This is a genomic window from Erythrobacter alti, from assembly GCF_037996805.1.
Taxonomy (GTDB): domain Bacteria; phylum Pseudomonadota; class Alphaproteobacteria; order Sphingomonadales; family Sphingomonadaceae; genus Alteraurantiacibacter; species Alteraurantiacibacter alti.
The window spans coordinates 317,566-331,042 of sequence record NZ_JBBNAX010000007.1 but is presented as its reverse complement, the minus strand read 5'-3'; the positions used below and the strand labels follow the sequence as shown (position 1 = coordinate 331,042).

General features: G+C 62.7%; 11 protein-coding genes. 5 read left to right on the top strand and 6 right to left on the bottom strand.

Annotated features, from left to right (window positions below; genetic code table 11):
• Window positions 1-61 precede the first annotated feature (61 nt).
• The gene (locus AAC850_RS09370; RefSeq protein ID WP_340588468.1) at window positions 62-580 is read right to left on the bottom strand and encodes a hypothetical protein; all 519 of its coding nucleotides are present in this window, start codon (window positions 578-580) and stop codon (window positions 62-64) included.
• Between the two features lie 88 nt (window positions 581-668).
• Complete coding sequence (locus AAC850_RS09365; protein ID WP_340588467.1) at window positions 669-2,270, bottom strand: carboxyl transferase domain-containing protein; 1,602 nt, start codon at window positions 2,268-2,270, stop codon at window positions 669-671.
• A 188-nt stretch (window positions 2,271-2,458) separates the two neighbouring features.
• Between AAC850_RS09365 and AAC850_RS09360 the strand changes: the two genes are divergently transcribed.
• Window positions 2,459-3,091 carry a hypothetical protein gene (locus AAC850_RS09360; RefSeq protein WP_340588466.1) on the top strand — a complete coding sequence of 211 codons (633 nt, stop codon included), beginning with the start codon at window positions 2,459-2,461 and terminating at the stop codon, window positions 3,089-3,091.
• Between the two features lie 15 nt (window positions 3,092-3,106).
• Here AAC850_RS09360 and AAC850_RS09355 read toward each other — a convergent pair whose 3' ends face one another.
• Window positions 3,107-3,415, bottom strand: a complete 309-nt coding sequence (locus AAC850_RS09355) for a DUF1330 domain-containing protein (RefSeq protein WP_340588465.1) — start codon at window positions 3,413-3,415, stop codon at window positions 3,107-3,109.
• Window positions 3,415-4,581: an acyl-CoA dehydrogenase family protein gene (locus AAC850_RS09350; protein WP_340588464.1), complete on the bottom strand. Its 1,167-nt coding sequence runs from the start codon at window positions 4,579-4,581 to the stop codon at window positions 3,415-3,417. Before AAC850_RS09350 ends, AAC850_RS09355 begins: the two co-directional genes overlap by 1 nt.
• Before the next feature lie 146 nt (window positions 4,582-4,727).
• Here AAC850_RS09350 and AAC850_RS09345 point away from each other — a divergent pair, with 146 nt between their 5' ends.
• From AAC850_RS09345 to AAC850_RS09335, 3 genes are read left to right on the top strand one after another with little or no spacing between them, the layout of a single operon-like run.
• Window positions 4,728-6,239: a PAS domain-containing protein gene (locus tag AAC850_RS09345; protein WP_340588463.1), complete on the top strand. Its 1,512-nt coding sequence runs from the start codon at window positions 4,728-4,730 to the stop codon at window positions 6,237-6,239.
• A 14-nt stretch (window positions 6,240-6,253) separates the two neighbouring features.
• Window positions 6,254-7,018, top strand: a complete 765-nt coding sequence (locus AAC850_RS09340) for an ATP-binding cassette domain-containing protein (RefSeq protein WP_340588462.1) — start codon at window positions 6,254-6,256, stop codon at window positions 7,016-7,018.
• The gene (locus AAC850_RS09335; RefSeq protein ID WP_340588461.1) at window positions 7,018-8,559 is read left to right on the top strand and encodes an ABC transporter permease/substrate-binding protein; all 1,542 of its coding nucleotides are present in this window, start codon (window positions 7,018-7,020) and stop codon (window positions 8,557-8,559) included. The genes AAC850_RS09340 and AAC850_RS09335 overlap by 1 nt, the downstream gene beginning before the upstream one ends.
• Here the strand turns inward: AAC850_RS09335 and AAC850_RS09330 are convergent.
• Window positions 8,556-9,611, bottom strand: a complete 1,056-nt coding sequence (locus AAC850_RS09330; protein ID WP_340588460.1) for a class I SAM-dependent methyltransferase — start codon at window positions 9,609-9,611, stop codon at window positions 8,556-8,558. The two genes, AAC850_RS09335 and AAC850_RS09330, sit on opposite strands and share 4 nt — an antisense overlap.
• Window positions 9,608-10,543, bottom strand: a complete 936-nt coding sequence (lgt, locus tag AAC850_RS09325; RefSeq protein WP_340588459.1) for a prolipoprotein diacylglyceryl transferase — start codon at window positions 10,541-10,543, stop codon at window positions 9,608-9,610. Before lgt ends, AAC850_RS09330 begins: the two co-directional genes overlap by 4 nt.
• A gap of 158 nt (window positions 10,544-10,701) precedes the next feature.
• Here lgt and AAC850_RS09320 point away from each other — a divergent pair, with 158 nt between their 5' ends.
• Window positions 10,702-13,470 (top strand): [protein-PII] uridylyltransferase, encoded by a 2,769-nt coding sequence (locus tag AAC850_RS09320; RefSeq protein ID WP_340588458.1) that lies wholly within the window; start codon window positions 10,702-10,704, stop codon window positions 13,468-13,470.
• The last annotated feature ends 7 nt before the right edge of the window (window positions 13,471-13,477 follow it).

Sequence of the window (13,477 nt, the reverse complement as noted above, 5' to 3'; positions counted from 1 at the left end):
AACATACTCCCCGCCGCTGACCTAGCAGCGACGGGGAGGAAATCCACTCAATAGGAAGGGATCAGTCCTGCGGTGCGACCGGGCTGCCCAGCTCGGGCTCGCGTGAGAAAACCACATCGTCATCCTGCGTGCGCGCATAGCGCTGTCCGGACACTTCGGTGTCGGCCTGGATTTCGACATCCTGCTGCAAGCGGATCAGCTCGCCATTGGTGATGGTGAACATGGCCGGCTCGCCATAGAAGTCGGCAACAGTCATGCGGTAACCGTCATTGGCAATCATGTAGCTGCCGCTGCGCTCGGTCCCGTCGAGATCGACGTAACTATAGGTATTGTCGTTCGCATTGAACGAAATGCGCCGCTCGGTTCCATCTGCATCGGGCGCCGAATAGGTGCCCGAGAAGTCACCGGCGTCGGCCATGGCAGTGGCGGTGCCGCTCGCCATCGTGTCATCGGCTGGCGCGGAATCGTCCATCGCGGTGAGGTCTGCATCGGTATCGGCCGATACATCGGTATCGGAATCGCCACATGCTGCCAGCAAGGCGAGCGGGGCGGCGGCGAGAAGAATGGTAAACTTGCGCATGGTGATGTCTCCTTGTTTTGGAGCATCAACCGTCAAGTCACTGCCTTTGTTCCGATTATGGCGGAAATGGGGCGGGACAAAGCGCTAATTACATGCGGAATACACCAAATTGCGGGCGATCGGGATAGGGCGCTTCAAGACACGCAGCCAAGCTGAGGCCGAGCACATCGCGTGTCTGCACCGGATCGATCACGCCATCGTCCCACATCCGTGCGGTCGCGTAATAGGGGTTGCCCTCGTCCTCGTACTTCTGGCGGATCGGGGCCTTGAATTCCTCGGCCTGTTCCTCGGTCCAGCTATCGGCGTCGCGGTGAACGGTGGCGAGCACGCTGGCCGCCTGTTCGCCGCCCATCACCGAAATGCGCGCATTGGGCCAGGTGTACAGGAACCGCGGTGAATAGGCGCGGCCACACATGCCGTAATTGCCCGCACCGAAGCTGCCGCCGATCACCACTGTCAGTTTGGGTACCTGCGCAGTAGCAACCGCGGTCACCAGCTTGGCGCCGTGCTTGGCTATGCCTTCCGCCTCGTATTTCCCGCCGACCATGAAGCCCGAGATATTCTGCAGGAACAGCAGCGGAATACCGCGCTGGCAGGCAAGTTCGATGAAGTGTGCGCCCTTCTGCGCGCTTTCGGAAAACAGCACGCCGTTGTTGGCGAGGATCGCGACGGGCATCCCCCAGATATGGGCAAAGCCGCACACCAGCGTGGAGCCATACTCGCGCTTGAATTCATGGAATTCGCTGCCGTCGACTATGCGCGCGATCACTTCGTGCACGTCATAGGGAGCGCGTACATCGTCGGGGATGATGGCGTAGAGATCGTCAGCGTCGAATTTGGGTTCGCGCGGCTCCCTCAAGTCAAGTTGAGCTTTTGTGGAAGACCCCAGGTGCGACACGATATCGCGCACGATGGTGAGTGCGTGCTCGTCATTCTCGGCAAGGTGATCGACAACGCCCGATTTCTTCGCATGGAGCGCGCCGCCGCCCAGATCCTCGGCACTTATTTCCTCGCCGGTGGCAGCTTTCACCAATGGCGGACCGGCAAGGAAGATGGTGCCCTGCTCGCGCACGATCACGCTTTCGTCGCTCATGGCAGGAACGTATGCGCCGCCAGCGGTGCAGCTTCCCATGACACAGGCGATTTGCGGGATGCCCTTGGCGCTCATGTTGGCCTGGTTATAGAAAATGCGCCCGAAGTGGTCCCGGTCGGGGAACACCTCGGCCTGGAAGGGCAGGTTCGCGCCGCCGCTGTCGACCAGGTAGATGCACGGCAGGTGGTTGGCCTCGGCGATTTCCTGTGCGCGCAGGTGTTTCTTGACCGTCGTCGGATAATAGGCGCCGCCTTTCACCGTCGGATCGTTGCAGGCGATCATCACCTGCCGACCGGAGACGCGCCCGATTCCCGCAATCATGCTCGCGCCCGAAACATCGCCGCCATACATGTCATAGGCAGCGAGCTGGCCAATCTCGAGGAAGGGCGAACCGGGATCGAGCAGCCGCTCGACGCGTTCTCTCGGCAATAGCTTGCCGCGCGCCACATGGCGTTCGCGATGACGTTCGGAACCGCCCAAAGCGGCCTCGGCAACGCGCTCCCGCAATTCGTCGGCAAGCGCCTTGTTGTGTGCAAAGCGCGCCTTGGCTTCGGGCGCTTCACGGTCGAGCGTGGAGGTGAGGACAGGCGCGGTCATGCGGTTTTCTTCGTAATCATGCGCGAAGCTCTAGCGGCGGCGCGAGGCCAAGCCAAGCTTGCCGATTTCCCAGCCAGTGATAATATCGCCAGCGCGCCGTGCACCGTCCGATTGAGTCGGTGCTGGCTGTTTTCATCCGCTAATCGGGTCGCGGAAAGGGAACTGTCATGGCTTGCCAGACTGCTTTTATGTCCAGTTGCAAAACGCTGCACCTTCGCGGGGTTCTCCCGGTACTGTGCGGGGCCACAATGATGCTTGCCAGTCCGTCGGCTGCTCAAGATGCAGATGCGCCTGAACCGACACTTGAGGAGGTCCGCGCCGCGACCGAGCGTTTCCGCGATATCGAGGTAGCGCTGGCCGAGGGGTACATACCCGATCCGATGAACATGTGCGAAGTGGCGACGGACATGGGCTACCCGGCCGAACTTGGGGGAATGGGGATTCACTACTTCCGTCCCGATATGCTCGGCATCTCCGGTCCGCCCGATCCGCGCGTCGATGGCAACGGGACGCATACCGATTTCCGCCAACCATCCATCCTGATCTACGAACCCATGGCCGACGGCTCGCTCGAGCTGGTGGCGGTGGAGAACCTCGTCTTCCGCGAAGGTTGGCACGCGGCGGGCAATGCAGAGCGGCCAAGCTTCCACGGCGTTCCCTACGACATGATGGAGGACGATCCGGAGACGGAAGTTGATGAAGCCCACGGCTTCGCCCCGCATTACGACCGCCACGTGTGGATTTACCGAGAGAACCCGAACGGTGTTTTCAAGCCGTTCAATCCGGCCGTGACCTGCGAGCACCACCACGCGGGGCATTAGGCGTCAGGGAGATTTTCAGCCTGAGGTGGCAGTCCCGTCAAATCCCTCGACCATGATGATGTCGCCTTCGCTGGCATCGATCCGGTGCTGGGCAATGGCGCGATATTCGGGTGACAGCATCCATGCCCGTGCGCTCCGCTTGTCGGGGAATTCAAGGAGCACGGACCGCGTGTGGTTCCACTCGCCCTGCAACACGTCCGGAGACTCATCGGCGCTCAACAGCTTGCCCTTGAACTTGGCGAACACCGTCATGAAGGCGGCATCGTAGCGGTCGTAGCTGCCGCGATCATGGATGGTGAAGCGCGCGATGATATAGGCTGGCATTAGCTTCCGTTTCCAATCAATTCGCGCCCGATAAGCATCCGCCTGATCTCGTTTGTGCCCGCACCGATGTCGAGCAATTTCGCATCGCGCAGGTAACGCTCTACCGGCCAGTCGGTCGTATAACCCGCGCCGCCCAGCGCCTGCACCGCTTCGCCCGCGACCCGGAAGGCGTTTTCGCTCGAGAGCAGGATGGCGCCTGCCGCGTCGAAACGCGTCGTCTGGCCCGCATCGCAGGCCTTGGCCACGGCATAGGCATAGGCACGTGCCGATTGCAGCGCGACATACATGTCCGCCACCTTGGCCTGCATCAGCTGGAAGGTGCCGATGGGCTTGCCGAACTGGGTGCGCTCGCGGACATAGGGGATGACCGTGTCGAGGCAGGCCTGCATGATCCCGATCTGCACGCCCGAGAGAACGACGCGCTCGTAATCCAGCCCGCTCATCAGCACTTGCACGCCCTTGCCCACTTCGCCGAGCACGTTTTCTTCGGGCACATGGCAATCCTCGAACACCAGTTCCGAGGTGATGGAGCCCTTCATGCCCATCTTCTCGATCTTTTGGCCGCAGGAAAAACCTTCCATGTCCTTCTCGATAAGGAAGGCGGTAATTCCCTTGCTGCCGGCATCGGCATCGGTGCGGGCGTAGACCACTAGCGTTTCCGCCGCATGGCCATTGGTGATCCAGAACTTGGTGCCATTGAGCAGGTAACCGCCCTGCACCGCATCGGCTTTCAGCTTCATGCTCACAACGTCGCTGCCCGCGCCCGGCTCGCTCATCGCCAGCGATCCCACGTGCTCGCCGGAGATCAGGCCGGGAAGATACTTGGCTTTCTGTTCGGCATTGCCCCAGCGCGCTATCTGGTTGACGCAAAGGTTCGAATGCGCGCCGTAGCTGAGGCCGAGCGACGCGCTGGCGCGGCTTACTTCTTCCACCGCGATAAGATGTTCGAGATAGCCAAGGCCCGTGCCGCCGTCAGCCTCGCTCACGGTCATGCCGTGCAGCCCCAGTTCACCCATCTCCGGCCAGAGCTCGATCGGGAACCAGTCCTCGGCATCCATCCTGGCTGCTAGGGGCGCGATCCTCTCGTCGGCAAAGCGCGCCACGCTGTCGCGGATCATCTGCGCCTCTTCACCAAGGCCGAAGTCGAAATCTGGGGTGGCACGCATTACGAGTTTCCTTCAATTGTCAGCCGCCCAGATAGCAATAGCGCGCGTCAAGGCAAACAGGTTACACGTGCAACCAGCGCCCTCGGCCCTTCCAATTGGAGCGCGGGGACGCTAATAGTGTGGCGAAATCGGTTAACCACTTGAATTTGAACGATCCTTCGATGCGGGCCTCTGACCCGCACGCGTCTCCCGATTATAGCGAGGAGGCAGCACGCGTGCGCGTGGTCGAAAGTTTCGAGCCTGATGCGCTTGAAGACGACCCCGAACTGAAGGCAATCGTGAAATTTGCTGCGCGGCTGTGCAATGCGCCGGTAGCGCAGGTCACGCTGGTAGAAGAACTGCGCCAGCGTTTCCTTGCGGGCGAAGGACTGGAAGAGCGTGAGACTCCGCGCGAAGTTTCATTTTGCGCTCATGCCATGCTGAAACCGGAACTGATGGAAATCCACGACGCGGAAGACGATGTCCGCTTCGTCGACAATTCCTTGGTCACCGGTCCGCCGGGTGTTCGCTACTATGCCGGGCAGCCCCTCATTTCCGACGAAGGCGCGCCGCTCGGCGCGCTCTGTGTCATCGATACCTCGCCGCATCCCGATGGGCTGACCGACTTCCAGCGCGAAGGCATGGCTGTGCTGGGGCAGGCAGTGATGCGGCGGCTGAATTCGCGACGCGCCAATATCCGCTCCGCCCGGGAAATCGAGGAACGCGAAGAGCGCCTGCGCCGGATGATCGAAGGCGTCCCGCAGATTGCGTGGTCAGCAGATCAGGCCAGCAATTTCGATTACTTCAACGACCGGTGGCAGGAGCAGATCGGTACCGAACCGCCGCGGGTGGCAGAAGACTGGCGCAAATACATCCATCCCGAAGATGCCGACCACGCATTCGCACAATGGGCTGTGAGCCTCGAAAAGGGCTTAAGCTTCGAGGAAGAATTCCGGATGCTCCATGCCGATGGAGAGTATCGCTGGGTGCTCTCGCTGGCAGTCCCGGTGACCGAGGATGGCGGCGATCAGGTCAGATGGTTCGGCACCATCACCGATATCGACGAAGTGCACAAGGCTCTCGAAGAGCGCGACCTACTCGCCAAGGAACTGTCGCACCGCATCAAGAACATTTTTGCCGTGATCATTGGTCTTGCGACGCTGAAGGTGCGCAAGACTCCAGAGCACGAACCCTTCGTCCGCGAACTGACCGACGTGCTGCGCGCATTGGGCAGGGCGCATGAATTCGTTCAGCCCAGCGGCGGCATCGCGCAGGAAAAACTGCTCGGCCTGCTCGAAGCCCTGTTCGCACCTTACGAAGGCGGAGCCGATAAGACGCGCGTGAAGGTCACCGGCGTCGATGCAGACATTTCTGCGCGCGCCGCAACTCCGCTGGCGCTGGTCTTCCATGAACTGGCCACCAATTCGGCCAAATACGGATCGCTTTCGGTCGATGAAGGTCACGTTACCCTGCATGTCGATGATCTGGGGGACGAGCTGGCACTGACGTGGACCGAGTTTGGCGGTCCGCCGGTCGAGGAAAGCGGCGACGAAGGCTTCGGATCGCGGCTTATCGAAATGAGCGTGCGCAGCCAGCTGGAAGGCAGCTTTGACAGGCATTTCCTCAAGACCGGACTGGTCGCCGCGCTCACGGTTTCCAAGGAAGCGATCGCGCGCTAACCTCGCTCGCGCCCATGGAGCGTTCTGCCCCGCCCTTCCTCTGCTTTGCGCAGGTCAGTAAATACTACGGCTCGACCCGCGCGGTGGCAGGTGTTTCGCTTGATATCGCGCAGGGTGAATTTGTCGCCTTGGTTGGAGCCTCGGGCTCGGGCAAGTCGACCTTGCTCAAGACGGTCAACCGGCTGGTTGAACCCGATGAAGGCCGCGTGTCGCTGGATGGTAGCGATGTCGCCAGCATTCCCGCCCCGCGCCTGCGCCACGGTATCGGATATGTTTTCCAGGGTATCGGCCTGTTCTCTCACATGCGCGTGGGAGAGAATATCGCGTTGGTCCCGCGGTTGGAGGGAGAGCGCCTGAGCAGCGACCGCATCGCCGAACTGCTCGAACTCGTCGAGCTCGATCCGGACATGGCGAAGCGATATCCCGATGAACTTTCGGGCGGGCAGCGCCAGCGGGTCGGCGTGGCGCGCGCACTGGCCGGCAATCCGCGCCTTCTGCTGATGGACGAGCCGTTCGGCGCGCTCGACCCGATCACCCGCGATTCGCTGGGTGCGCGGGTCAAGCGATTGCACGGCGAACTGGGGCTCACCACGGTGATGGTCACGCATGACATGGCCGAGGCGCTGTTGCTTGCAGACCGCGTGCTGGTGATGGACGCGGGGCGCATCGTGGCCGATGCCACGCCCGCACAATTGCTGGCCGGCGGCGGCGGCGATGTGGCGCAGGCGCTGGTTGCCGTGCCGCGCGACCAGGCGCGCGCGTTGGCGGAAATGTCCTGATGGAAGGACTGCTTGACGCCCTCTCCGGCCTCGGCCCGCAATTGGCGGAGCACGTCCTGCTCAGCGCCGCTGCGGTTGCTCTCGGCCTTGCGCTGGCGCTGCCGCTCGCGGTCTGGGCCAGCCGCTCACCGCCGGTCGCGCGGCTGTCGCTCGGCTTTGCTAGCCTTGTGCAAACGATCCCGGCGCTCGCCTTGCTGGCGCTGTTCTTCCCCATCCTGCTCGCAGCGCGCGCCGTTTTCGGTGAGGATTTACCGACGCTCGGTTTCCTGCCGGCATGGCTTGCGCTGGGCCTTTATGCCCTGCTGCCGATCCTGCGCAACGCGGTAACTGCCCTCACCAATATCGATGCCGAAGCGATCGAGGCGGCAGACGGGCTGGGCATGACTGGCTGGCAGAAGCTGCGGCTGGTCGAAGCGCCGCTTGCCGCGCCCTATGTGATGGCGGGAATCCGCACCGCCAGCGTCTGGACCATCGGCGCGGCCACGCTTGCAACCACTATCGGCCAGCGCAGTCTCGGCGATCCGATCTTTGCCGGATTGCAGACGCAGAACTGGGTGCTGGTGCTGGCAGGCTGCATTGCCTCGGCCGCTCTTGCGCTGTTCGCCGACGGTCTGCTCGGTCTGGTCGAGCGCGGCTTTGCCCGCCGCCGTCTGCGCTTGTCGATTGCGGGCGCACTGCTCGCACTGACCGGTATCGCCGCAGCCGCGATCAGCCTTGGCGACTGGAATGGTGCCGAGCGGCGCGACAGCGTGGTGATCGGAGCCAAGGGCTTCTCCGAGCAATATATTCTCGCCCGCGCCATCGGCATCACGCTGGAGGAAGCAGGCTATGCGGTCGAATATCGCGACGGGCTTGGTTCGGCAGTGGCGCATAATGCCGTGGCCAGCGGCCAGATCGATATCCTTGTCGATTACACCGGCACGATCTGGACCAACACGCTTGGCCGCACCGACAATCCAGGGCGCGATGCAATGTACCAGGCGATCGTGCGCTGGGAGGCCGAGAACACCGGCGCACTTGTGCTCGGCCGACTTGGCTTCGAGAATGCTTACGGCTTCGCCATGACCAGCGATTCAGCACAGGCGCGCTCAATCACCAGCATTGCCGACCTTGCCGCTACCGCTCCGCAGCTTACGATGGGCGGCGATCCGGAGTGGTTCGAGCGGCCCGAATGGGCAGCCGTGCGCGATGCCTATGGCCTGCGCTTTGCCGAGCAGCGCACATTCTCGCCCACCTTCATGTACAACGCGCTGCAATCGGGTGAGGCCGATGTGATCAGCGCCTACACTTCGGACGGTCGCATCGCCGCCAATGGCCTCACCATTCTTGAAGACCCGCTCGGCGCGCTACCGAACTATGATGCGATCATGCTGCTATCGTCCGGTTTCGCGAGCGATGATGCGCTGGTCGCGGCGCTGCGGCCGTTGATCGGGTCGATAGATGTCGAACTGATGCGCAAGGCCAATCTTTCGGTCGACCGCGATGACGACAAGCAGACACCCGAACAGGCCGCGCGCTGGCTCTTGGAGCAACTGGACTAGGCCTCGGCAAATCCGGCGCCATCGGGCCAATCCGGCGCGGCCAGTCCCATCACCTTGAACAGCTCGCCCATCTGCTCGGGCGCGGTCAGGCGGTCCTTGGCTCCCATCACGGCCTCTGCCTGCTGCGGCGCCGACTGCGCGAGAGAGTGGGCGCGCTGATCGATTCCCAACGCTGTAAGCCATGGCCCTTGCGTCACCGTGCCGAGAACGCGGCAATCCTGCGCAGCCGCGACGCGCTCCATCTGCGCGAAATCGACATGGGCAGAGAGGTCGGCCTCGCCCGGCGCATCGAACACGCCCAGTTTCTCATGCCCCCGCACCGCCTGCAGGCTGGAACCGGTGCGCCCGTCGGCATGGCCATAATCGATAAACAGCGCCGCGCCGCCTTGCGTTGCCAGCCTTGAAGCGGTTTCGGTGACAATGGCAGCGCAGGCGGGGCTGGTCTCGATCACCGTGCCGGGCTGCGCATCGCGATGTTCGTGCGGCACCACTGCATCCATCGGCTGGCGTCCGGGCACTTCGATGAACTCTTCCGATCCGCCGAGCGCGACCATGACGTCACGCCAGCCTTCATCGGTCCTGACCAATTGCCGGACGGGCAGCGCATCGAGGAATTCGTTCGCCACCAGCAGGATCGCGCCATCGGAAGGGATGGTGGACAGATCGTCGTGATGGATAGCGCCGGGCACCGCGGCCCCTTGCGCTTCGCGCAGCCGCGCTGAGGTTTCGACAAGATGCACCTGCGGGACGAGGCCCTGCCGCGCCATGACCCGCAGCGCATCCTTCGCCAGCGTCCCGCGCCCCGGCCCCAGCTCGACATAATGGACCGGCACCGGACTTCCGGCGCGCTGCCAAATATCCGTCAGCCAGAGCCCCACCAGTTCGCCGAACATCTGGCTCACTTCGGGCGCGGTAATGAAATCGGCCGCCTTCCCGCCAATGGCCTCGCGCTCGGCATAATAATGCGCGTTCGATTCCGCCATGTAATGCGCCAGGCTGATCGGCCCGGTGGACGCGATCAGGCGGCGGAAGGTCGCGGCGAGATCGCTCAAGCCGGATCCGTATCGATTTCGGGTGCCGCTCCCTTCACGGTCGGCGCGGTGGTGGTGCCGGGCTTGCCGCTCGCCATTTCGCGGCGGGTCAGCGCCCACACGGTCAGCCCCACGCCAAGTACGAACAGCGGGATCGTGAGCCATTGGCCCATCGACAGGCCGCTCTGCTCGGCCAGCTCGGTCAGTTGCGCGTCGGGCTGGCGGAAGAATTCAACGGTGAAACGTGCCGCCGCAATCAGCGCGGTGAACACGCCAACGAGCAGGCCGGGGCGGAAACGCGCCCGCGTGAGCCAGAACAGGCTCAGCATCACTACCAGCACCAGCAGGCCTTCGCCCGCAGCCTGGTAAAGCTGGCTGGGATGGCGCGCCAGTTCCTGTGGATCGCTCGGAAAGACCATCGCCCATGACACGGCGGATTCAACCGGACGGCCCCACAGTTCGCCATTGATGAAATTCGCCAGCCGGCCGAGCATCATGCCCATGCCGACATTGACGGCGATGTAATCGCACACGCGCAGGAACGGCAGCCCGCCGCGCCAGCTGACCCAGGCGATCGCGGCGACCACGCCGATCAACCCGCCGTGAAAGCTCATCCCGCCATCCCACAAGCGCAGCACGCGCCAGGAGACGAAGCTGTCGGATTCAAACGTGGTCCACAGGCTGGGATCGTAGAAGGTTGCATAACCCAATCGTCCGCCAAGGATAACGCCAAGCGTGCAGTAGAAGAACAAATCGTCGACATGCAGCTGCGCCATCGGTGCGCCCGGCGCCTTGATCATCTTCGACAGGTGCCAATAGGCGAAAATGATCCCCAGCAGATAGGCGAGCGAATAGTATTTCAGCTCGAAGAAGCCGAGATCGATGCCCGGACGAAGGCCCAGCTCGCTCCATTGGATGGCTTCATTCGCTGATGTCGCCAGCATATCCAGCATTGTGTGCGCCCCTTGCTCTATCGGCTGCTGATTTGGCCACGCGCGGCCCGTCGAGAAGGCGCTTTGGCATAGAGCGCGCCTTCGCGAAAGCCTTGCTTCGCTCCGTGCAAGCAAAGCGAGCTTTGCATCGGGCGGCGCACGCGCCTATTTCGGAAAGCATGAGCCTTCCCCGCATCCGCAAGCAGCGCAAGATCATCGATCGACGCCAGCTGACCGCCTCGATTGCCGAGATCGTGGAGGACAAGGGCGCGCAGGCCGGGCGTCAGGATATTGTCGACTTGCTGCGCGGCGCGCTAGACGATGGCCGCGTGGTCCTCGCAAAACGATTGTCCAAAAGGCCGGGAGCCGGCCACGAACACGCGCACGGGCAGGCCTTCCTGATCGACCAGCTGATCCGCATCGTTCACGACCACGTGGTCGATGATGTCTATCCGGTGGGCAACCGGTCGAGCGGGGAGCGGATCGCGCTGCTGGCGGTGGGCGGATATGGCCGCGGCGAAATGGCGCCCTTCTCCGATGTCGACCTTGCCTTCATCACACCTGACAGGCCGACGAGCTGGTGCGAGCAGGTGATCGAGGCGATCCTCTATTACCTGTGGGACCTCAATTTGCAGGTTGGCCACTCTACCCGCTCGCTGGCCGAAGCGCTGCGGATGGCGAAGTCGGACCTGACGATCCGCACCGCGCTGCTCGAATCGCGCTTCCTCTGGGGCGACCAGGACATTTACGACATGGCGCGCCAGCAGTTCTGGAACGATGTCGCCGCCGGCTCCGAAGCCGTATTCGTGCAGGAAAAGCTGGAAGAGCGGAACGCCCGGCACAAGCGCATGGGCGATTCGCGCTATGTCGTCGAACCCAATGTGAAGGACGGCAAGGGGGGTCTCAGGGACCTGCAGACGCTGTACTGGATGGGCAAATATGTCCACCGCGTGAAAAGCGCGGCCGAACTGGTCGAGAAGGGGCTCTTCACCGACAAGGAATACCGCAGCTTTCGCCGCGCCGAGAGCTTCCTGCTGGCCGTTCGCGCGCACCTTCACACGATTGCCAATCGGGGTGAGGACCGGCTGACCTTCGATCTCCAGCGCGAAGTTGCCGCCCGCATGAATTACGCCGACCGGCCGGGCAAGAGCGCGGTCGAACGCTTCATGCAATTCTACTTCCTGCAGGCCAAGCATGTCGGCCATCTGACCGGGGTGTTCCTTGCGCATCTGGAGGAACAGACCTCGCAGACCAGCCGCGTCGCCAGTTTCTTTTCCAACATGTGGCCGGGCAAGACGCGCAAGGTCGATGGCTATCTGGTGGAAGGCAATGTCATTGCCGCACCGTCGGACGACTGGTTCCAACAGGATCCGGTGCGATTGATCGAGATCTTCGCCGTGGCAGAACGCGAAGGGCTGGAAGTGCATCCCGGCACGATCCGCATCGCCCGCCGCGATTCCGCGCTGATCACGGCGCAGACGCGCAAGGATGCCCGCGCCAATGCGCTGTTCATGGAGGTGCTTGCGGGCCGCAAGGATCCTGAAAGCGTGCTGCGCTGGATGAACGAGGCGGGCGTGTTCGGCCGGTTCGTGCCCGATTTCGGCAAGGTCAACGCGCAGATGCAGTTCGACATGTACCACCACTATACGGTGGACGAGCACACCATCCGCGCGATCGGCCTGCTCAGCGAGATCGAACGTGGCACGCTGGTCGAAGCGCACCCGCTGGCGTCCGAGATCCTGCCCAACCTCGCCAATCGCCGGGTGCTGTTCGTTGCCACGCTGCTGCACGACATTGCCAAGGGACGCGGCGGCGATCACTCGGTGCTCGGCGCAGCAGTGGCGAAAAAGCTGTGCCCAAGGTTAGGACTGGACGAAAAAGAAACCGAACTGGTTGCATGGCTTGTCCGCGTCCATCTCCTGATGAGCGCGACAGCTTTCAAGCGCGATCTTTCAGACTACAAGACGATTTCGGACTTCGTGGGCCATGTGCAGAGCCTCGAGCGCCTGCGGCTGCTGACAGTGCTGACCATCGTCGACATCCGCGCCGTCGGCCCGGGGGTATGGAACAGCTGGAAGCGGCAATTGCTCGCCGATCTCTACGAAGCGGGCCAGGAATTGCTGCGGCTGGGTCACAAGACCCATGGCCGCGCCGAAAGGGTGGCTGCGAAGAAGGAGCGTGTCGCGCAAATTCTGGGCGAGAAGTCGGGCCTGGTGGACGAACTGGCCGAAGGTTTCGGCGACACCTACTGGATCGCCGAACCAGAAGACGTGATCGCCATCAACCTGCCGCATTATGCCGCTGCGCGCGACATGGGGCATTCGCTCTCGATCCATGCCGAATATTACCAGGCACTCGGGGCCACGCTGGTCACGGTCATCGCAGACGATCACCCGGGCCTGTTCTTCCGCATCGCGGGTGCCATCCACCTGGCGGGCGGCAATATCATCGATGCGCGTATCCACACAAACCGCGACGGCAAGGCGGTCGACAATTTCCTGGTGCAGGATCCTCTCGGCCAGCCATTCAGCGAAGCGGCGCAGCTGGCGCGGTTGGAAAAGTCCATCGAGGATGCGCTGGCCAACCGCATCGACATCGTGCCCAGGCTCGAAAAGCGGCCGCTGAAGCAGATGCGCGCGGAAAACTTCCGCATCGCCGCCGATGTCGTATTCGACAACAAGGCCTCGAATTACTTTACCGTGATCGAGGTCAACGCCACCGATCGTCCCGCCCTGCTCAACCGCCTGACACGCGCCATGTTCGAACAAAGCCTGCTGATCAATTCGGCGCACATCACCCAATATGGCGAGCGCGCAGTCGACACATTCTACGTGACCGATTTGCTGGGCACGAAAGTGACTTCACCCGAACGCATGAAGAAAGTCGAACGTGCGCTACTGGATGCTATTACCGCCGGTGAGCGCGAGATGGCCGAAGCAGCGGAATAGCCGCTCG

Excerpts from the sequence above, each read along its gene's own strand:
- AAC850_RS09370 (WP_340588468.1), bottom strand. The coding sequence starts at position 580 with ATGCGCAAGTTTACCATTCTTCTCGCCGCCGCCCCGCTCGCCTTGCTG.
- AAC850_RS09365 (WP_340588467.1), bottom strand. The coding sequence starts at position 2,270 with ATGACCGCGCCTGTCCTCACCTCCACGCTCGACCGTGAAGCGCCCGAA.
- AAC850_RS09360 (WP_340588466.1), top strand. The coding sequence starts at position 2,459 with ATGTCCAGTTGCAAAACGCTGCACCTTCGCGGGGTTCTCCCGGTACTG.
- AAC850_RS09355 (WP_340588465.1), bottom strand. The coding sequence starts at position 3,415 with ATGCCAGCCTATATCATCGCGCGCTTCACCATCCATGATCGCGGCAGC.
- AAC850_RS09350 (WP_340588464.1), bottom strand. The coding sequence starts at position 4,581 with ATGCGTGCCACCCCAGATTTCGACTTCGGCCTTGGTGAAGAGGCGCAG.
- AAC850_RS09340 (WP_340588462.1), top strand. The coding sequence starts at position 6,254 with ATGGAGCGTTCTGCCCCGCCCTTCCTCTGCTTTGCGCAGGTCAGTAAA.
- AAC850_RS09335 (WP_340588461.1), top strand. The coding sequence starts at position 7,018 with ATGGAAGGACTGCTTGACGCCCTCTCCGGCCTCGGCCCGCAATTGGCG.
- lgt (WP_340588459.1), bottom strand. The coding sequence starts at position 10,543 with ATGCTGGATATGCTGGCGACATCAGCGAATGAAGCCATCCAATGGAGC.
- AAC850_RS09320 (WP_340588458.1), top strand. The coding sequence starts at position 10,702 with ATGAGCCTTCCCCGCATCCGCAAGCAGCGCAAGATCATCGATCGACGC.